At 56.9% G+C, this 18,764-nt stretch carries 13 protein-coding genes and 3 pseudogenes; 7 read left to right on the top strand and 9 right to left on the bottom strand.

The genetic code is table 11. The annotated features are described in order from the left end of the window. Positions 1-99 precede the first annotated feature (99 nt). From NMB39_RS22980 to NMB39_RS22970, 3 genes are all read left to right on the top strand, one after another. A complete protein-coding gene (locus tag NMB39_RS22980) occupies positions 100-1,008 on the top strand; it encodes a flagellar protein MotY (protein WP_057021820.1) in 909 nt (302 codons plus the stop codon). Positions 1,009-1,137: 129 nt separating this feature from the next. After that, positions 1,138-2,355 (top strand): argininosuccinate synthase, encoded by a 1,218-nt coding sequence (locus tag NMB39_RS22975; RefSeq protein ID WP_034118348.1) that lies wholly within the window; start codon positions 1,138-1,140, stop codon positions 2,353-2,355. Positions 2,356-2,980: 625 nt separating this feature from the next. Continuing rightward, positions 2,981-3,613, top strand: a complete 633-nt coding sequence (locus tag NMB39_RS22970; RefSeq protein WP_003188986.1) for a response regulator transcription factor — start codon at positions 2,981-2,983, stop codon at positions 3,611-3,613. Positions 3,614-3,696: 83 nt separating this feature from the next. On the opposite strand, the gene NMB39_RS22965 is transcribed toward NMB39_RS22970, so the two are convergent. From NMB39_RS22965 to metG, 4 genes are all read right to left on the bottom strand, one after another. After that, the gene (locus tag NMB39_RS22965) at positions 3,697-3,879 is read right to left on the bottom strand and encodes a PA3496 family putative envelope integrity protein (protein WP_057021821.1); all 183 of its coding nucleotides are present in this window, start codon (positions 3,877-3,879) and stop codon (positions 3,697-3,699) included. Positions 3,880-3,986: 107 nt separating this feature from the next. Then, entirely contained in the window at positions 3,987-4,625 is a 639-nt protein-coding gene (nth, locus tag NMB39_RS22960) for an endonuclease III (protein ID WP_046071159.1), read from the bottom strand. A 115-nt stretch (positions 4,626-4,740) separates the two neighbouring features. After that, positions 4,741-5,907, bottom strand: a complete 1,167-nt coding sequence (gene rsxB / locus NMB39_RS22955) for an electron transport complex subunit RsxB (RefSeq protein WP_057021822.1) — start codon at positions 5,905-5,907, stop codon at positions 4,741-4,743. Positions 5,908-5,991: 84 nt separating this feature from the next. Then, positions 5,992-8,043 (bottom strand): methionine--tRNA ligase, encoded by a 2,052-nt coding sequence (gene metG / locus NMB39_RS22950; RefSeq protein ID WP_057021823.1) that lies wholly within the window; start codon positions 8,041-8,043, stop codon positions 5,992-5,994. Positions 8,044-8,215: 172 nt separating this feature from the next. Here metG and apbC point away from each other — a divergent pair, with 172 nt between their 5' ends. Then, entirely contained in the window at positions 8,216-9,310 is a 1,095-nt protein-coding gene (gene apbC / locus NMB39_RS22945) for an iron-sulfur cluster carrier protein ApbC (protein ID WP_057021824.1), read from the top strand. A 495-nt stretch (positions 9,311-9,805) separates the two neighbouring features. Here apbC and fdxA (NMB39_RS22940) read toward each other — a convergent pair whose 3' ends face one another. The 3 genes from fdxA (NMB39_RS22940) to NMB39_RS22930 form a co-directional block, all read right to left on the bottom strand. Next, positions 9,806-10,129, bottom strand: coding sequence for a ferredoxin FdxA (fdxA, locus tag NMB39_RS22940; RefSeq protein ID WP_046071163.1), 324 nt, complete (start codon positions 10,127-10,129; stop codon positions 9,806-9,808). Between the two features lie 142 nt (positions 10,130-10,271). Further along, complete coding sequence (gene mutS / locus NMB39_RS22935) at positions 10,272-12,863, bottom strand: DNA mismatch repair protein MutS (protein WP_059397989.1); 2,592 nt, start codon at positions 12,861-12,863, stop codon at positions 10,272-10,274. Between the two features lie 214 nt (positions 12,864-13,077). Beyond that, the gene (locus NMB39_RS22930) at positions 13,078-13,353 is read right to left on the bottom strand and encodes a DUF3077 domain-containing protein (RefSeq protein ID WP_494340025.1); all 276 of its coding nucleotides are present in this window, start codon (positions 13,351-13,353) and stop codon (positions 13,078-13,080) included. 421 nt (positions 13,354-13,774) lie between these two features. Between NMB39_RS22930 and NMB39_RS22925 the strand changes: the two are divergent. Continuing rightward, positions 13,775-14,064, top strand: a pseudogene (locus NMB39_RS22925) (phage terminase large subunit family protein); the annotation flags it as partial. A 26-nt stretch (positions 14,065-14,090) separates the two neighbouring features. On the opposite strand, the gene fdxA (NMB39_RS22920) reads toward NMB39_RS22925, so the two are convergent. Beyond that, the gene (fdxA, locus tag NMB39_RS22920; protein WP_082636609.1) at positions 14,091-14,414 is read right to left on the bottom strand and encodes a ferredoxin FdxA; all 324 of its coding nucleotides are present in this window, start codon (positions 14,412-14,414) and stop codon (positions 14,091-14,093) included. A gap of 550 nt (positions 14,415-14,964) precedes the next feature. On the opposite strand from fdxA (NMB39_RS22920), the pseudogene NMB39_RS22915 reads away from it, so the two are divergent. Further along, positions 14,965-15,360 (top strand): annotated as a pseudogene (locus NMB39_RS22915) (DNA adenine methylase); the annotation flags it as partial. A 43-nt stretch (positions 15,361-15,403) separates the two neighbouring features. Here the strand turns inward: NMB39_RS22915 and NMB39_RS22910 are convergent. Next, a pseudogene (locus tag NMB39_RS22910) lies at positions 15,404-15,577 on the bottom strand (DUF3077 domain-containing protein); the annotation flags it as partial. 436 nt (positions 15,578-16,013) lie between these two features. Here NMB39_RS22910 and NMB39_RS22905 point away from each other — a divergent pair. Then, positions 16,014-18,701 (top strand): phosphoenolpyruvate carboxylase, encoded by a 2,688-nt coding sequence (locus NMB39_RS22905; protein ID WP_494340026.1) that lies wholly within the window; start codon positions 16,014-16,016, stop codon positions 18,699-18,701. Positions 18,702-18,764: the final 63 nt, after the last annotated feature.

Here is an 18,764-nt window from a genome sequence, read left to right as displayed (position 1 = left end):
ACTCGCTATCAAGTTTTGCCGGATGCGACCGATATTCCCGGGTATGCCTTAACGATGTATGACGCTTTGAAGTGTTGTAGAAACCAGTGGAGCCTTCCCGTGCGCCAGCATTATCTAGCCCTGCTCAGTGTGTTCGCCAGCCTGCCTGCGATGGCCCTCACGTTCCAGACCCGCCTGGAGAATATTGAGTGGAAGGTAGAAGGTGACCAGTTCGAGTGCCGCCTGACCCAGCCGATCACCGATTTCGGCTCCGGCGAATTCGTGCGCCGCGCCGGTGAGCAGGCGACGTTTCGCTTGAAGGCCTATAACGGCTCGTTCGGCGCAGGTTCGGCGACTTTGTTGGCTGCTGCTGCGCCCTGGCAGCCGGGCCGAGGGGATATCAACCTCGGCGCCGTACGGGTCGGCAGTGGTGACGTATTGTTCAACAGCTCCCAAGCCCAGGCCGGGCGTCTGTTCACCGGCTTGCTCGAGGGGCGTAGCCCGACCGTGCGGCATTACGGACGTGAGGGTGGTTATTCGGAAATTCGCCTGCTGCCGGTGAAGTTCAACAAGGCCTACAGCGACTATCAGTTGTGCACCACCAAGCTGCTGCCAATGAATTATGACCAGGTCAAACAGACTGAAGTCGGCTTCCCCGGTGGCGGCATCGAACTGGACGCGGCTGCCAAGAAGAAGCTGTCGGTGATTCTTGCATTCATGAAAGCCGACCCCACGGTCAATCACGTCGAGTTGAACGGCCATTCGGATAACAGTGGCAACCGACTGACCAATCGCGATGTCTCGCGCCGGCGCGCCCTGGCGGTGATGGACTATTTCAAGGCCAACGGCATCGCGGAATCGCAGATCACCCTGCGGTTTCATGGCGAAAGCTATCCTTTGGCGCCCAACACCAATGCGGCCAACCGCGCCCGCAACCGTCGTGTGAATATCCAGCTTGAGCGGGTAGCGGCCCCCGAGAAACCGGCATCCCAGGCCACTGCGCCGAGCAATCCTGCCGCCACATCATAAGGTGCGACCATCGGTCGCCCACTCGACATAATCTGTCGCTTTATCTTCATTTGCTGTCGCGCCCCTGTAATTTCACGGTTTTGATCGGTAGAATCGACGCCTTTCCGTACAAACCCGTGGAGTGATGGCATGGCCGACGTAAACAAGGTCGTTCTCGCGTATTCCGGCGGCCTGGACACTTCGGTGATCCTCAAGTGGCTGCAGGATACTTATAACTGTGAAGTGGTGACCTTCACCGCTGACCTGGGTCAGGGCGAAGAGGTCGAACCTGCACGTGCCAAGGCGCAAGCCATGGGCGTGAAAGAGATCTACATTGACGACCTGCGCGAAGAGTTCGTCCGCGATTTCGTCTTCCCGATGTTTCGCGCCAACACTGTCTACGAAGGCGAGTACCTGCTGGGTACCTCTATCGCACGTCCGCTGATCGCCAAGCGCCTGATCGAAATCGCCAACGAAACCGGCGCCGACGCTATTTCCCATGGCGCCACCGGCAAGGGCAACGACCAGGTACGTTTCGAACTGGGTGCCTACGCCCTCAAGCCAGGGGTAAAAGTGATTGCCCCTTGGCGTGAATGGGACCTGCTGTCCCGTGAAAAGCTGATGGACTACGCTGAAAAGCACGGCATTCCGATCGAACGCCATGGCAAGAAGAAGTCGCCGTACTCGATGGATGCCAACCTGCTGCACATCTCTTATGAAGGCGGCGTGCTGGAAGACACCTGGACCGAGCACGAAGAAGACATGTGGAAATGGACCGTCTCCCCGGAGAACGCTCCTGACAAGCCGCAGTACCTGGAACTGACCTATCGTAACGGCGATATCGTTGCGCTGGACGGCGTTGAAATGACCCCGGCCACCGTACTGGCGACCTTGAACCGGATCGGCGGCCAGCACGGCATCGGGCGCCTGGACATCGTTGAGAACCGCTACGTAGGCATGAAGTCCCGTGGCTGCTACGAAACCCCTGGCGGCACCATCATGCTGCGCGCCCACCGCGCCATCGAGTCCATCACCCTGGATCGTGAAGTAGCCCACCTCAAAGACGAACTGATGCCCAAGTACGCCAGCTTGATCTACACCGGCTACTGGTGGAGCCCTGAGCGCCTGATGCTGCAACAGATGATCGACGCTTCCCAGGCTCACGTGAATGGCGTCGTGCGCCTGAAGCTGTACAAGGGCAATGTGATTGTCACGGGCCGCAAGTCCGATGAGTCGCTGTTCGATTCCAACATTGCCACCTTCGAAGAAGACGGCGGGGCCTACAACCAGGCGGATGCGGCCGGGTTTATCAAGTTGAACGCACTGCGTATGCGTATTGCTGCTAACAAGGGCCGCTCGTTGTTCTAACTGTCAGGCGCATTGTGAAAATGGCCCCTTGTTCAAGGGGCCATTTTTTTTCGCCTGGGTATTGGTAGGCAAGCGTTAAATAGGTGTTGATGTTTATTTGCGTTTAGCCTGTGTAAGTTTTTCCGCAACTTGCAAGAGGTATTTCGGTTGTTGTCTTTTATTTTTTAGGATGAATGATTTTTTACATCTGCGGAGGAACTATTTCTGACAGAAAATTCACTCATGTAAGTGATGGAGGTATGCGACTTGTTGAATTTTCTGTAGGAATTTTGAGTGTGTGTAAATATGTTAAATGGAACTAACGTAAATGGAATGTGCTCGCCACTTTGCGTGCGTCATCGCGAGAAACAAGGGGCATTTCCTGAAAGTCATGTGCGGCGCGTTTACCTTCTGCAGCTTATGCCGGGGATATTTCACTCAAAATATGTATGTGTCGAGAAAGGTCTGAAAGGAAGCATAAAGCCACACACCTCTAAGTTGGCGATTTTTTGTAGGTTAATTCCTATCTTCTTGTGGGGTGGGTCTCTGCCTACTGTTGCTCGGGGGTGAATGCTATGCCAACTAGCAATCGACTAGGCTATTGTGCTTGCTCTAAATAATTCGAACAGCGAAATTGGACTTTCTCATGAATAAAGTGCTGATCGTGGATGATCATCCCGTCATTCGTCTTGCTGTGCGCATGCTAATGGAGCGTCATGGTTATGAGGTCGTTGCCGAGACTGATAACGGTGTCGATGCATTGCAACTTGCACGGGAACATATGCCGGACATTGTCATACTGGATATAGGAATTCCCAAGCTCGATGGCCTGGAAGTTATTTGTCGGCTGGCTTCGACCAAGCAGGCGGTATCGTTCAAGGTGCTGGTGCTGACGTCACAAGCTCCTGGCCATTTTTCCATGCGCTGCATGCAGGCAGGGGCGGCCGGCTATGTGTGCAAGCAGCAGGATCTGACAGAACTGTTGAGTGCCATCAAGGCGGTGCTTTCCGGCTACAGCTACTTCCCGAACCAGGCGCTGAACTCGGTGCGCTCAACCATGGGCAACGCCAGTGAAGCCGATATGGTCGAACGCCTTTCAGGCCGAGAGATGATGGTGCTGCAACAATTGGCCCGTGGTAAAACCAACAAGGAGATTGCCGACGGCATGTTCCTCAGCAACAAAACGGTCAGTACCTACAAGACTCGCCTGCTACTCAAGCTCAATGCCCGCTCCCTCGTGGACCTGATCGAACTGGCCCAGCGCAACGGCCTGGTCTAGGCGGGCATTGCACCGCTCGTACACCCGTGTAACCGGCAGAAAAAAGCCTCCGTCAGGGAGGCTTCCGGTCGTTGACGCATCGATCAGAAATCGAAGTCGTAATCGGCCAGCTGTTTTTGCAAGCGTCGCTCTTCCAGAAGATTGTCGATAGTGCGGCGTTTGCTCAAATTGGTCTTGGCCACCTCTGCCACAGGTGCCTCTACCACATCATCGTCCGACTCAACGAGGTCGTCTTCTACTTCCAGTTGTTCTTTGCCAGTGCTCATAAGGTTAACTCCAGGCTAAGACTGCCGTTGGGGCTCCTTATAGCGATAAACCGCGAGTGGGTAAAAAAGATTTTTTCAATCGACTGATCAAGAAACCTAATGATCGCTCAATCGTCGGACGTCTTGTCCTTGTATTCACACAGGTCTTCGATACGACAGCTGCCGCAGCGTGGCTTGCGAGCCTGGCAAACGTAGCGCCCGTGCAGGATCAGCCAGTGGTGGGAGTCGAGCAGATACGGCTTGGGTACGAACTTCATCAGTTGCTTTTCCACCTCGACCACATTCTTCCCGCGTGCAATACCGGTTCGGTTACTGACGCGGAAAATGTGCGTGTCCACCGCCATGGTCAGTTGCCGGAATGCCGTATTGAGCACGACGTTAGCCGTCTTACGCCCCACGCCCGGCAAGGCCTCAAGGGCTTCCCGCGTTTGTGGTACCTCGCCTGCGTGCAGTTCCATTAGCAGGCGGCATGTCTCGATCACGTTCTTGGCTTTGCTGTTGTACAGGCCAATGGTCTTGATGTATTCGGACAAGCCTTCCACGCCGAGGGCATAAATCGCTGCGGGGGTATTCGCTACCGGGTACAACTTGGCGGTCGCCTTGTTGACGCCCACGTCGGTGGACTGAGCCGACAGGATCACCGCAATCAATAATTCGAACGGCGAGGAGTAGGCCAGCTCGGTTTTGGGTTCCGGATTGTCTTCGTGAAACCTGCGGAAAATTTCCAGGCGTTTTGCGGCGTTCATGGGCAGAGCGATTCCTTGCGGGTGGTCTACGTCATTTGAAAAAAGAGCCCAGGCCTTAAACCCGGCACGTATCAATGTGGTGGCGGCCATGTCGCGTAGCAAGCCCCCCGACTCATTATGGGCTCGGTCTATGGGCTTGCAGCTGACGCTCTGCCTCGTCCAGCCTTCGCTGCGCGGCGTTCAATTCATCCACAGATGGGGCCGGTTGACGTTGTAATTTGCTGACATCAGCGCGAGCGTAGGCCAACGCGGTTTTCAACTGACGCAGTTGGCTGTCGATAGGGCGTTTTTCCACGCGCTGCAAAGACGGTCGCGGCTGCTCGGAGGCTGCTTCGGCTTCATGCAGGTTGTGCTCGGCGGCAGTCAACGCGGCACTCAATGTGGCCAGTTGCTGGTTGTCAGCACGCTGCTCCCGCGCCTTTTTCAATTCCGCACGACGCATGGCCAGTTGGATCTTGGCACGCTTGAGTGCTGGGTCCTTGGGTATTGCTGTCGCTGGCGGGCTGTCCACCTCAAGCATGGCCAGCACCTGCTCCGCAGCTTCGAATTGCCGTTGCAGGACGATCAGTTGCGACTGCTGCTCAAAAGTCGGTGGATGGCCAAACGCTTTCAAGGATTTGTACAACTGGGCGCGGCTCATCGCGACGGTGATCCTGGCTTTCTTGATCGCAGCATCCTGAACAACCTGATGGTTATCTACAGGTATTGTGTCCATCGGTGCCGAGCGCTCGGAACGTGCCAGGCGTTCAGCGAGCTTGTGTTCTTCTTCCCGTTGCAGGCGCGCATTGCGTTGTTCATAACGCCTGCGTGCCCGATCACGCTTGAGGCTACGTTCATGGCGCTCGAGATCGTTGGTCGCCAGGCCACCCACTATGGGGACGACACTGACCAGTGGGCGCAGCTCAATGCAGTCGACAGGGCAGGGGGCGACGCACAGATCGCAACCGGTGCACTCGTCGATTATCACCGTATGCATCAATTTGGCGGCGCCAACGATGGCATCCACTGGGCAAGCCTGGATGCATTTGGTACAACCGATGCATTCGGCTTCGCGGATATAGGCAATCTGCGCCGGTGCTTCGCCGCGGCTGATATCCAGGTCCAGCACCGGTACGCGTAGCAAGTACGCAAGCCCAGTGATGGTTTCTTGCCCACCCGGCGGGCACTTGTTGATTGCCTCGCCTTTAGCGATACCCTCGGCGTAAGGCTTGCAGCCCGGGTGCCCGCACTTGCCGCATTGAGTCTGCGGTAGCAGCGCGTCGATACGTTGAATGAGGTTCATGCTTTGATCATAGCGTTGACGCCCGGCCCTGTGAGGTGGGCAAGCTGAAAAGCCCCGTCGTTGAAACGGGGCATTTTGCTGGACTTACTTGATACGTTGACCCGGCTTGGCGCCGCTGTCCGGGCTCAGCAGGTAGATTTCCTCGCCTCCGGGGCCAGCTGCCATCACCATGCCTTCGGAAATGCCAAACTTCATTTTCCGTGGCTTGAGGTTGGCAATCATCATGGTCAGGCGACCATCGAGCTTGGACGGGTCCGGATAAGCGCTCTTGATCCCGGAGAACACGTTGCGCTGTTCGTCACCGATGTCCAGCGTCAGGCGCAGCAGCTTGTCGGCACCTTCCACGGCTTCGGCCTTGATAATCAGCGCCACGCGCAGGTCCACGGCGGCAAAGGCGTCGAAATCGATTTCCGGGGAAATCGGGTCCTTGGCCAGTTCGCCATTGCCCGCAGGTGAGGATTGCCCGGTATCGGTCTGGCTGGCGATCAGGTCTTCTTTCGAAGCGTCGGTCATGGCCTGGACTTTCACCGGGTCGATACGGGTCATCAGCGGCTTGAACGCGTTCAACTGATGGTTGCTGAGCCACGTGGCGTGGTCGGCCCAGGTCAAGGGAGCCACATTGAGGAACGCCTCGGCGTCGGCGGCCAGCAATGGCAGGACCGGCTTGAGGAAGATCACCAACTGGCGGAACAGGTTGATGCCGGTGGAGCAGATCGCCTGGACTTCAGCTTCTTTGCCTTCCTGCTTGTTCAGCGACCAGGGCGCTTTGTCGGCAATCCAGGCGTTGGCACGATCGGCCAGGCCCATGATCTCGCGCATGGCGCGGGCAAAGTCGCGGGCTTCATAGGCGTCGGCAATGCTTGGCGCGGCCGCCAGGAAGGCTTCAGTCAGTTCCGGCGCAGCGTTTTCCGCCACCATTACACCGGCGTTGCCCTTGTGGATAAACCCGGCGCAACGGCTGGCGATGTTGACGACTTTGCCCACCAGGTCCGAGTTGACCTTTTGTACGAAATCTTCCAGGTTCAGGTCCAGGTCGTCGACGCCACGGCCCAGCTTGGAGGCGTAGTAATAGCGCAGGTATTCCGGCGACAGGTGATCCAGGTAGGTGCGCGCCTTGATGAAGGTGCCGCGAGACTTGGACATCTTCTGGCCGTTGACCGTCAGATAGCCATGCACAGCGATGCCGGTTGGCTTGCGGTAGCCCGAGCCTTCAAGCATCGCTGGCCAGAACAGCGCGTGGAAGTTGACGATGTCCTTGCCGATGAAGTGGTACAGCTCGGCGGTGGAGTCCTTGGCCCAGAACGCGTCGAAGTCCAGCTCCGGCGTGCGGTCGCACAGATTCTTGAAGCTGGCCATGTAGCCGATCGGCGCATCCAGCCACACATAGAAGTATTTGCCCGGCTCGTCCGGGATCTCGAAACCGAAGTAAGGCGCATCGCGGGAGATGTCCCACTGTTGCAGGCCAGCATCCAGCCACTCGGCGATCTTGTTGGCCACCGCGTCCTGCAGGGTGCCGCTGCGGGTCCAGGTTTGCAGCATCTGCTGGAAATCCGGGAGCTTGAAGAAGAAGTGCTGGGAATCCTTGAGCACCGGGGTGGCACCTGAAATGGCCGATTTCGGATTCTTCAGGTCAGTCGGCGCGTAGGTGGCACCGCACTTTTCGCAGTTGTCGCCGTACTGGTCTTCGGTGCCGCATTTCGGGCAGGTGCCCTTGATGAAGCGGTCGGCCAGGAACATTTTCTTGTCCGGGTCGAAATACTGGGTGATCGAGCGCGTGGCAATGTGCCCGGCGTCACGCAGGCGCTTGTAGATCTGGCTCGACAGCTCGCGGTTTTCTTCGGAATGGGTGGAGTGGAAGTTGTCGAAGTCCACCAGGAACTCGGCAAAGTCGGCGCTGTGTTCAGCCTGCACGTTGGCGATCAGTTGTTCCGGGGTGATGCCTTCCTTTTCGGCGCGCAACATGATGGCCGAACCGTGGGCGTCGTCCGCGCAGACATAAATGCATTGATTGCCGCGATGCTTCTGGAAGCGCACCCACATATCGGTCTGGATGTACTCAAGCATATGGCCAAGATGGATGGAACCATTGGCATAGGGCAGGGCGCTGGTGACGAGGATCTTGCGTGGCTCGGACATGGGGCTCGGCTACTTGATGAAACGGAGGTCGGCCACTATAAAGCGCCGGGAAATTTATTTCACCCCGTGAGGCTGTTTCAGAATTTTCGGCGCCTCAGAAAGCATGCCGTTCGCCGGCCGGAACGGTTAGGATAGCCGCCTGTTTCAGTCAGTCTTTTTTCGGGAGTAGCCCATGAGCGCCGTCAATCGCGCAGCGGTGGAAGCCGTTCTTCGCCAATACACCGACCCTTATTTGAACCAGGACCCGGTCAGTGCCGGTTGCGTACGTGCCATCGAGGTCCAGGGTGACCAGGTGTCGGTACAACTGGAGCTGGGCTATGCCGCCGGCCTGTTCAAGAGCGGCTGGGCGCAGATGTTGCAAATGGGCATCGAGGGCCTGGATGGCGTGGCTTCGGCCAAGGTCGACATCCGGTGTGTGATCGCGCCGCACAAGGCTCAGGCGCAGATCCCGGGCCTGGCCAACGTCAAGAACGTGGTGGCGGTGGCCTCCGGCAAGGGGGGCGTGGGTAAATCCACCACCGCGGCCAACCTGGCCCTGGCCCTGGCCCGGGAAGGTGCACGGGTGGGTATTCTCGACGCCGATATCTACGGGCCGAGCCAGGGCGTGATGTTCGGTATCGCCGAAGGCACGCGGCCGAAGGTCAAGGACCAGAAATGGTTTGTACCCATCGAGTCGCTGGGCGTGGAAGTGATGTCCATGGCCTTTCTCACCGATGACAATACACCGATGGTCTGGCGGGGGCCGATGGTCTCCGGTGCGTTGCTGCAACTGGTCACGCAGACGGCCTGGGGCGACCTCGACTACCTGGTAATCGACATGCCGCCAGGCACTGGCGACATCCAGCTCACCCTGGCGCAGAAAGTCCCGGTGGCGGGGGCGGTGATCGTTACCACCCCTCAGGACCTGGCGCTGCTGGACGCCAGGAAAGGCGTGGAGATGTTCCGCAAGGTCAATATTCCGGTGCTGGGCGTCGTGGAAAACATGGCGGTACACATCTGCTCCAACTGTGGTCATGCCGAGCATCTGTTTGGTGAGGGCGGGGGTGAGAAGCTTGCGACTCAATACGGCGTCGAACTGCTCGCCTCGTTGCCACTGTCGATGGATATCCGCGAACAGGCCGATGGCGGTAAACCCACTGTTGCGGCCGAACCCGATGGGCAGGTTGCGATGATCTATCAGGAACTGGCCCGTCATGTGGGGGCGCGCATCGTGTTGCAGGAAGCAGCTGCCCCGGCGATGCCGACCATTACGGTCAGCGACGACTGATCCAGTCGACGGACAAAAGCCTCGACATTGTCGGGGCTTTTTTTGGCCCGCTCACAGGTCAAGCACGCGACTTCGCGCATTATTCAATTGGGCGTGTAAGCATTCGCTTACTTTCTCGTAAGTGTTTGGTTTTTTTGCTGGGTGTGTACGTCTCAAATGCGTGCGAGTTTTTTCTATCCATTTGAAATATAACAATTATTTATCTTAATTTTGATGTGGGCGCGTGTCAGTTCGCACGTTGGATCCCGTTGAACTTCTCATTGAACTCTCTAAGATCAGTCCTGTGTCCACGGATTGACACAGCCATCAAGGAACGATGGTTTGAGGGAACGTCGCAGGATGCGATTCATCAGGACGATGAAAAAGGAATAAAGGGACTAGGGAAAAAATGTGGGCGGGTCATACCGCCCCTTTTTTCGCCTGCAGAAAAGTAAAACACGTCCTTCAGAAACGCAAAAAGGCCCGCAAGGGGCCTTTTGGAGGGCGGCGACGCTATCAGCGTTCGAGGTCTGCAATCTTACCTTTCTTGCCATCCCATTCCGCGGCATCGGGCAGCGGATCTTTCTTCTCAGTGATATTCGGCCAGATTTCCGCCAGCTCGACGTTCAACTGAATAAACTCCTGCATCTCCGCCGGGACTTCGTCCTCGGAGAAAATCGCGACGGCCGGGCATTCCGGCTCACACAGGGCGCAGTCAATGCACTCATCCGGGTGGATAACCAGGAAGTTCGGGCCTTCGTAGAAGCAGTCCACCGGACACACTTCTACGCAGTCGGTGTACTTGCACTTGATGCAGTTGTCGGTGACGACGAAGGTCATTTCTAATTTTCTCCTCAGGCGGCGGCAGCGAAACCCCTTCCGGCGGGGCTCGCGAGGTTTGGGAGCGATAGTCTGCAGGCCAGGCTAAAAGCCCACAGCATCCCAAACCGCGCGAGAGTCTACCAGCTTGCAAGCGTCTGCGTTATATCCGAGTCTTCAGTGCATATAACATTTCGAGCGCTTTACGTGGTGTCAAGTCATCCAGATCAAGCTTGGACAACTCATCCAGTACCGGATGGGGCAGGCTGGCGAACAGATCGCTCTGGTGCGGCGCTGCAGGTTTCTTACTGGCCTTGGCGGGGCTGGCGACCACCGTTTCATGGGGCAGGGCCGTGGTTTCCAGGCGGCTGAGGTGCTCGCGGGCGCGGGTGATCACGTCGTTCGGCACACCGGCCAGCTGCGCCACGGCCAGGCCGTAACTCTGGCTGGCTGGCCCCGGAAGCACATGGTGCAGGAACACGATGCGCTCATTGTGCTCAGTGGCATTGAGGTGCACGTTGGCTACCAGCGGTTCGCTTTCCGGCAGCACCGTCAGTTCGAAGTAGTGGGTGGCAAACAGCGTATAGGCGCGCAAATGCGCCAGGCGCTCGGCCGCCGCCCAGGCCAGGGACAGGCCGTCGAAGGTGCTGGTGCCGCGGCCCACTTCATCCATCAGCACCAGGCTACGCTCGGTGGCGTTGTGCAGGATGTTGGCGGTCTCGCTCATTTCCACCATGAAGGTCGAACGGCCGCCGGCCAGGTCATCACTGGAACCGATCCGCGTGAAAATACGGTCCACCAGGGACAGCTCGCAACTGGCTGCCGGCACAAAGCTGCCGATATGCGCCAGCAACACGATTAACGCGGTCTGGCGCATGTAGGTAGATTTACCGCCCATGTTCGGACCGGTGATCACCAACATGCGTGTATCGTCGTCCAGCGACAGATCGTTGGCGACGAATGGCGTGGTCAATACCTGCTCCACCACAGGGTGTCGGCCTTGCACAATGCGCATGCAGGGCTCGCTGACAAACCGTGGACAGTTCAGGTCAAGGTTCAGCGCTCGTTCGGCGAGGTTGCTCAGTACATCCAGCTCCGCCAGGGCGGCGGCGGTGTCCTGCAATGGCGCCAGGCGGCTGATCAGGTCCTCGAGCAAGGCTTCGTAGAGCATCTTTTCGCGGGCCAGGGCGCGGCTTTTGGCTGACAGCGCCTTGTCTTCGAACTCCTTGAGCTCCGGGGTGATAAAACGCTCGGCGCCCTTGAGGGTCTGGCGACGTTGATAGTCGATAGGCGCCGACTCGGCTTGCTTGCTCGGCAGCTCAATAAAGTAACCGTGGACACGGTTGTAACCGACTTTAAGGTTCGCCAAGCCGGTGCGGGCTTTTTCGCGGGCTTCCAGGTCAATCAGGAACTGCCCGGCGTTTTCGCTCAGGGACTGCAGCTCATCCAGCTCGCTGTCATAGCCGGTTTTCAACACGCCGCCATCACGGATGATCGCGGGCGGGTTGTCGATGATGGCTTTTTCCAGCAGTGCCGCGAGGTCCGGGTAAGTGCCGGCAGTCACCGCCAGCTGTTGCAGGTGCGGCGTGTCCAGCTCGGTCATCGCCACTTGCAACTGCGGCAGGGCGCTCAAGGCATCACGCAGGCGCGCCAGGTCACGGGGCCGCGCGTTACGCAGGCCGATCCGCGCCAGGATACGTTCGATATCGCCGATTTCTTTCAGTTGCGGCTGCAGTTTTTCAAAGCGATAGCCGTCGAGCAGGCAGGTAATAGACGTCTGACGCGCTTGCAGCACGGTCAAGTCCCGTAGCGGACGGTTCAGCCAACGGGTCAGCAAGCGGCTGCCCATGGCGGTCTGGCAACGGTCGACCACCGATTGCAGGGTGTTATCGCGCCCACCGGCCAGGTTAGTGTCCAGCTCCAGGTTGCGACGGCTGGCGCCATCGAGCACCACGGTATCGTCCAGACGCTCATGACGCAGACTGCGCAAATGCGGCAGGGCGGTGCGCTGGGTTTCCTTGGCATAGCTGAGCAGGCAACCGGCGGCGCCGATGGCCAATGTCAGGGTTTCACAGCCAAAACCTTTAAGGTCTTGCACCGAGAACTGCTGACACAGACTTTTCAGTGCCGAATCACGCTCGAAATCCCACGGCGCACGACGCTTGGTCCCACGACGCTTCTCGGCGGGCAAGTCCTTGGGCCAATCATCCGGGATCAACAACTCCACCGGATTGATGCGCTCAAGCTCCGCCAGCAGGTTCTCCCAGCCCTTGATCTCCAGCACACTGAAATTGCCACTGGTGATATCCAGCACCGACAGGCCGAACAGACGCTCATCGCCCAATACCGCAGCGATCAGGTTGTCGCGACGCTCATCCAGCAACGCCTCATCACTCACCGTGCCTGGGGTGATGATGCGCACCACCTGGCGTTCCACCGGCCCTTTGCTGGTGGCCGGGTCACCGATCTGCTCACAGATCACCACCGACTCGCCCAGCTTCACCAGTTTGACCAAGTAGCCTTCCAACGAGTGATAAGGAATCCCACACATCGGAATCGACTGCCCCGCCGACTGCCCGCGGGCGGTCAGGGTAATGTCCAGCAGCTTGGCGGCCTTCTTCGCGTCTTCATAGAAGATCTCGTAGAAGTCGCCCATGCGATAGAACATCAACTGATCAGGGTGCTGGTTTTTCAGGCGCCAGTACTGCTGCATCATCGGAGTGTGGGAGGACAGGTCTGAAGTGTTTTTACTCATTGGGTAGTAGGCAAATTCGTTGAAAGTGATGGGGCAAAGGGGGCGCTTGGCCCAGCATTTTTTGCGATGGCGGCAAGGTTAACACGCGAGGTCGGGAGGACGCAGGTCGCAAACGGATAGGTAAAAAGCAAAAGCGGTGCCGCCCCGACATTCACCATTAAAGGAGCGGCGCCGCTACAGGTTAGCGGTTACCCGCCTTTTCTATTTTCGCGGCTTATTGAGTATTAACCGGCGAATCCAACACCTTCACCACATCATCAACCACCACCTTGACCATTTCCTGCAAGTAATGCGAAGCCCAGGCATAACGGTCCGTCTCCTTGGTCATCGCCGCATCTTCTGCGAGCAGCTTGGCGACGTGGAGAAGATTGGAGGCGTGGTGCAAGGCTTCTTGCAGGGAAACACCACTGTTAACGCGGAATAGAGGTTGGTCGGAGTGAAAGGAGAAGGGGGTGACGCCGAGGGTGGTCAGGTCTTGCACAGAATTCATACAGCACCTCCGAGCATGGAGGAAATGAATCGAGAAGGGTGACGCCGTTTGGTGCGGTAAACATAGAAGCACATAAGTGAAAGCTCCTTGATTTGAGGAACTGCCACGAACCTTCTCACAGATTTGGGTGGCAGCTGTGCGCAGGGTGAGAAACCGGCAATCAAGGCAACCGGTAGACCCGAGGGTCTCCCACGCACAGCCGCCATAAAACGATATCGCAGACGAAAAAAAGCGCCGCGATAGGGTTCTTGGGCGCTTTGCGCCTTGATTGACTCGGGTTCTCACGCCCGGTCGCTGAATTTGCAGCGACGAAGGGAGATTAGCGTGATGGTGGGGGGCGCGCAACTGGGGGCGTGGATTGTCCACGTTGCTGATGCTGATACGAAAGGAGTGGATTACCGATGGAAAATAAATGCGTCCCCTTATTCTGAAGGTGTATTGCTTCACGATGGCGCATTACCTCGGCATTAATCGGTATCAGGAACATGATTGGGCGCGGGTACGCCAGACACTGGTGCAATCTGGTTTGTTTGATGAGTCGCTATGCATAAATCCTGTTCAGGATGAGCGTTGTCGACGATAACGAATAAACTGCGCCAGTATTGAACAGTCCGTCGCAACAGGTGCCGGCAGTTGTAGTTGGCGTGCCTGTACGCGTAAGTTCACCTTTACAACGTCGTAGCCAGTAGCGGCTATCTTAAGAGACGATAAGCAGGCGAAAGGTGGATTTACTTATATCAACGTATTAAAAGTTCAAGTTTGTTATCCATATTCACCCATCGATAAGCATCTGGAAGTTCAGGTTTGTTTCTGGTGATTTTTGGCCAGCCCCTAGCTAATTCAGCATTGAGTTCTTTGAAATTTTTCATTTCAAGAGGTAGTGCGTCTTCGTGGAGAATAGCACCCGCTGGGCATTCTTGTACGCACGCTTCGCAATCGACGCATTCATCAGGATCTATTACTAGAAAATTTGGACCCTCGTGAAAGCAATTTACCGGGCATACCATAACGCAGTCGGTATATTTGCAGTTTATACAGTTGTCAGTCACTACATAGGTCATCTTAAATCTCCTCACATATTACGAAATCTTTTATTGGTGGTTTTTGTTGTGAGTATTAGTTGGCATGATTTGTATAGGATTTGTAACTGTCGGAAATGACAGTTTTTTATAATTCTTAGCACTCTTTGTTATTCCCCCGGATTATTAGAAGCTTGTTCATTGTCCTTCACGCCAAAGCACTTCGAAGCCATTGAGCGCGCCATCGCTGCTGAAAAGACCGTGCTCGATAGCGACCGCACAGTGGAATACCTCTACCGACGAATTGCTCAAGGCCCGCAACGATATTCGTGTGTCGCTTACAAACGTAGCCGGGCCGCGACCATGCGAGGTTCGGCTGATCAAGGATTGATCGCCTTACGGGCCTGTCGGGATTACGTAAAAGAAGTTTCTACATCGAAGTAAAAGGAGCGGTCGAGCAGGATGCGTCAACCCCCAACCCGGCACCTTTCCTGCAGATCATCCCTGCAAGTCCAGCCAACGTTCTTGCTTCCTGCACAAAGCAAAGCGAGTCTATAACTGTTTATCCATACAGCAAAGGTCTTGCTTTTTTATGTCCACACCCATCATCCCTTGGATGGGCGGCAAACGCCGCCTGGCCGACCGCCTTATCCCGCTCTTCCCGCCACACGAACGCTACGTTGAAGTGTTTGCCGGCGGCGCCGCGCTCTACCTCATGCGCCCCCAGGCAGCACCGGTTGAGGTCCTCAACGACATCAACGGCGACCTGGTGACGCTGTACCGCGTCGTGCAGAACCACCTGGAAGAATTCGTGCGCCAGTTCAAATGGGCGCTCAGTTTCCGGCAGGTGTTCGAATGGCAGAAGATGACCCGCCCGGAAACCCTCACCGACATCCAGCGCGTCGCCCGATTCTTTTACCTGCAGCAACGGATAGGTAAAAAAAACAAAAGCGGTGCCGCCCCGACATCCACCACTAAAGGAGCGGCGCCGCTACAGGTTAGCGGTTACCCGCCTTTTCTATTTTCGCGGCTTATTGAGTATTAACCGGCGAATCCAACACCTTCACCACATCATCAACCACCGCCTTGACCATTTCCTGCAAGTAATGCGAAGCCCAGGCATAACGGTCCGTCTCCTTGGTCATCGCCGCATCTTCTGCGAGCAGCTTGGCGACGTGGAGAAGATTGGAGGCGTGGTGCAAAGCTATTCATAAAGTCGTGTTTATGAAGAATTGTTTAGGTTGCGCTCGCAGGCCGTGCCTGCGCGAGATTCTTCTTGGGGCGAGCGTTTTTGAGCGGGTGGATTTAATTTCAAATAATCAGGGTTTTAGAAAAAACACCTGTACTAAAACAGAATCGTTGATGTGATTTTTATTAGCTTCCTACCAGTTTTTCCTAACTTTCTATTCCAAAAAGGTCTTTTGTTGAAAAATTCGGAGCATGTTTTATTGCTCACAGATGTAACAAATTGTTTCTTTTTTTTGCCGTTTTTCGGTACCGACAAGGGGGCTTTCTGTCGGCGAACAGGTGAGTTCCGTTCGTTGCGACGCAGTGGGTTAAGCCTGGGACATTGATGATTTTGCGTGTGTCTGTTCGGCGTACTGCAAACAAGGGATTTGACAATTATCGAGGCTTGAACCCATGAATCATGTGATCAACTCCATACTGGAAAATGCATCAACTCGCCCCTCAATCGGCCATACCAATCCTGCGCTACTGCATGACGTCCTATGGCGAGCCCTGGAGCACGCACTCAAGGCCAACACGGATGATGCTTCCCACACCCCGCATGCCCGGGCCTGTCTCAGGATCTATGCTGAAATCGATACGCTTTCGTATCTGGACAAGGGTGATTCGAAATTGGCTGCAGCCTTGGGCAAGGCGTTCTTCGAATCGCGCTCCAGCAAAGACGTCGAGGCGTTCTGGAAGTTGCTGCTGATCAAGCAACTGCTGTTCGAGTTGTCGGTCAGGAGTGTGGCGACCCAGATTGCTTCGCAAGCCAGTCTGCCTCGTCAGTTGCTCACGCTCGATCCGCAGTTGATTGCAGCGCCGGCGGGGGTAAATATCAGCCTGGGAGTGCTGTGCAAAGAGACCGACCAGCTCAAGCATTCCGTTGTGCTGGTCTTGCAGAAACTGGCACAGCACGTCGAGGACCGTGGCTTGAAAAAGCCTCAAGTCACCGCGCAGCTCCTGCTGGAGTTGTACAACGCCGTGTGGTCGGGCAGCAATGGCACCGGTATCGAGTCACAGATTTTTTACGCCGACAGTGTGTATGACGCGTTGCCCGACGTGCATCACGCTTTGGGCCTGGCGCCGCAGGAAAAATGGCTGACCTTGTTCACCTGGTTATACGGCGACAAGGATGGCCGCCCTTATGACACCAACCAGCACACCGAAACCCTGGTGGTGGCGCTGGAAACGGCGCTGCGCAATCGCTACATCGCTGATATCGACAGTCTGATCAAGGACGGCGGCGCACGGCATCGCCTTGAAGAGATTCGTGCTCGCGTGGGCAAGGATCATCCCGAGCATTTCAAGCGTCCCGCCGAACTGATCGACGCACTGAGCAGCATCCGTTTTACCCAGCCCGCCGCCATCGACCGTCTGCTGCTGCGGGTGCATGCGTTTGGCTTTCACTATCTGGATATCGAGTTTCGTGAAAACGCCGAGATGTTCAGCAGCGTGGTCGATGAGATTCTTTCCAGCCAGTGGCTGGAAACCATCGGCCTGGGCCAGGGCCGGCACTATCACGAGCTGGATGAGCGTGCGCGTCAGGCCGCCCTTGAGGTCGCGCTGGAGGGCGGGGTGGCCCGGACGCCCGCTGCCCTGTGGCAGGAGTATTTGCAACGCACCACGCCGATTTACACCCGGAAAGCCGAGCAATATGCCGGCCAGGATTACATTGCGCTGATGGAGCAGGATCCGAGCTATATCCGCATGCACGATGCGCGCAATGCGGTGGAACGGCTTGAAATGATCGACCGTTATCGCGACCGGATGAAAATCCACGGGATCGCCGAGTACACCTCGGCCCTCAGCGCGCTAGAGGTGCTGTTCCTGATGAAAGCGGCCCAGGTACGGGACGGGATTGACATCGCTTTGCAACCTGAAGATCTGGCAGGCGCCGAGCGCACGCTGGCCACGGTGCATGAGGTGTACGAAAACCCGGTGTACCGCCAGCACCTGGCAACGCGCGGCAACCGCCAATACATCACGTTTGGCCCCAGCGACACGGGCAAGCAAGGCGGCAAGGCCATGCACAAGCTGAACATGGCGATTGCCAATCAGCACAAGTTGATCGCGGCCCGCTACGGCATCGAGGTGGTCGTCCACGTCATCATGGGCGGGGAACACGCACGGTGTAATGGGGTGATCGCCGAGACCTTGCAGGAGTTCGGCGCGCTGGAGGGCCCGGAAACCCGCTTCATGCTGGCCGGCTGCGCGGAGATGCGCGCTCATCTGCTGACCCGCAACCAGTCCGTCAACTTTCTCAGCCAGTTGTACCGTATGCACGCCGAGCGCCAGCCGCAGCCGTCCGAGGAGGTCATTGCCGGCAGGATTCAGCGTTGGGGGGACGTGGTGCGCCGCTACCAGGCGACGTTCTTCGAGCATCCGGCGCTGCCTTCCCTGCTGCGGGACCTGGCGCGATTCGATGTGGTCAGGGCCACAGCCAAAGGCACCCGGCCGCCTTCTCGTATCTTCAACATCAAGGTGTTCGAGTCGCGTCCCGATGCCATTCGTGCGATTCCCTGGACCCGCGCCTTGCTGGCCGGTGGGTTGCACAGCGAACTGATCGGCGTCGGGCAGTTTGCGCAAGAACCGGCAACTTACTTGTCCAAGGCCTTCAACGAGGATGAGAGCTTTCACACCTACGTCAAAGGCATGGCCTACGCCATTGCGCGAACCGACCTCAAATGCGCCTGGCTGACCCTGACCGGCAGCATCCCGGAAAAGACCCATATCCAGATGCTGGCGCAAGCCTTGAAGACCGAAGCCGTCGGCACCGCCGAACAGCTGCTGGCCAGCCTGCATCTGGAAGTGATTGAAGGTAAGCGCTTCGTGTACAAGGCCACCACCGGCACCGAGCCGGCAGATCCATGGAAAATCAAGGAGGGCAGCTTGCTCAACCTGTGGCCCAGTCTCAAGGCCGAGGTCTACCTCAAGGAAAAGAACTTGCGAATCTATCGCTTGTTTCTGATCTACGCCAAAAGCAATCCCGCGTTCATCCAGTCGTCATCGCTGAATGATTTCTACAGCGGGTTCCTCGCGGCCGTGAGTACCGATGCAGGCCTGGTCGATCCCGCAAGCGCCCACCATTTCACTTGGTGATTAACCTCGATGCCCAGGGCAACCTGGGTATCGGCAGGCGCTACCCTCCAAGAGGATCAACTG

The sequence above is a fragment of the Pseudomonas sp. FBCC-B545 genome, from assembly GCF_059134095.1.
Note: the sequence above shows the minus strand (reverse complement) of the source record. Positions and strands in the feature narration are given on the sequence as shown.

Bases quoted from the DNA above. Each gene is read 5' to 3' on its own strand.
- NMB39_RS22965 (WP_057021821.1), bottom strand. From the start codon at position 3,879: ATGAGCACTGGCAAAGAACAACTGGAAGTAGAAGACGACCTCGTTGAG.
- fdxA (WP_082636609.1), bottom strand. From the start codon at position 14,414: ATGACCTATGTAGTGACTGACAACTGTATAAACTGCAAATATACCGAC.
- metG (WP_057021823.1), bottom strand. From the start codon at position 8,043: ATGTCCGAGCCACGCAAGATCCTCGTCACCAGCGCCCTGCCCTATGCC.
- NMB39_RS22905 (WP_494340026.1), top strand. From the start codon at position 16,014: ATGAATCATGTGATCAACTCCATACTGGAAAATGCATCAACTCGCCCC.
- apbC (WP_057021824.1), top strand. From the start codon at position 8,216: ATGAGCGCCGTCAATCGCGCAGCGGTGGAAGCCGTTCTTCGCCAATAC.
- fdxA (WP_046071163.1), bottom strand. From the start codon at position 10,129: ATGACCTTCGTCGTCACCGACAACTGCATCAAGTGCAAGTACACCGAC.
- nth (WP_046071159.1), bottom strand. From the start codon at position 4,625: ATGAACGCCGCAAAACGCCTGGAAATTTTCCGCAGGTTTCACGAAGAC.
- NMB39_RS22975 (WP_034118348.1), top strand. From the start codon at position 1,138: ATGGCCGACGTAAACAAGGTCGTTCTCGCGTATTCCGGCGGCCTGGAC.
- mutS (WP_059397989.1), bottom strand. From the start codon at position 12,863: ATGAGTAAAAACACTTCAGACCTGTCCTCCCACACTCCGATGATGCAG.
- NMB39_RS22930 (WP_494340025.1), bottom strand. From the start codon at position 13,353: ATGAATTCTGTGCAAGACCTGACCACCCTCGGCGTCACCCCCTTCTCC.
- rsxB (WP_057021822.1), bottom strand. From the start codon at position 5,907: ATGAACCTCATTCAACGTATCGACGCGCTGCTACCGCAGACTCAATGC.
- NMB39_RS22970 (WP_003188986.1), top strand. From the start codon at position 2,981: ATGAATAAAGTGCTGATCGTGGATGATCATCCCGTCATTCGTCTTGCT.